This window comes from Gordonia sp. DT30 (assembly GCF_049844915.1).
GTDB lineage: Bacteria > Actinomycetota > Actinomycetes > Mycobacteriales > Mycobacteriaceae > Gordonia.
In genome coordinates this window covers 1-464 of record NZ_JBNCLY010000083.1, presented here as the reverse complement: position 1 = coordinate 464, position 464 = coordinate 1, and the positions used below count along the sequence as shown (strand labels likewise).

The 464-nt window shown below is 67.7% G+C and carries 1 pseudogene; it reads left to right on the top strand.

Annotation, left to right across the window (positions count from 1 at the left end):
• Nucleotides 1-464 (top strand): annotated as a pseudogene (locus tag ACLQ3C_RS21530) (HNH endonuclease); the annotation flags it as partial.

Here is a 464-nt window from a genome sequence, read left to right as displayed (position 1 = left end):
GCCGCGCATTCGGAAATCCACCACGCCACCCTCGATTACGCGAAGGGCGGGTTGACCAACATCGACGACCTCGCCCCGGCGTGTCCGAAACACAACCGGATGGTCGGCGACCGCCTCGGCCAGTACACCACCGGCATCTACCGCGACGGACCCCTCGCGGGACGCTGCTGGTGGCGGCGCAACGCCGCCCCCGGTGCCCCACCGCACCCGAAACGCGTCAACAAACTGCCCGACGTCGGGCCCGACTTCACCGCCGGGCTCGCGAGGGTGCGTGCCAAAATCCACCGGCAACCACCCGACACGGGTAAACCGTTGCCGGACAGCAGGACCGGTACCTTCACCGATCCGATCACCGCGGACCGGAGCTGCCTGGTGGGCTTGGCACCTGGTGACAAGATCCTGCGCACCACCATCGGCACCCCGACCGGCAGCTACGACATCGTCGAGATCATCACCCACGACGA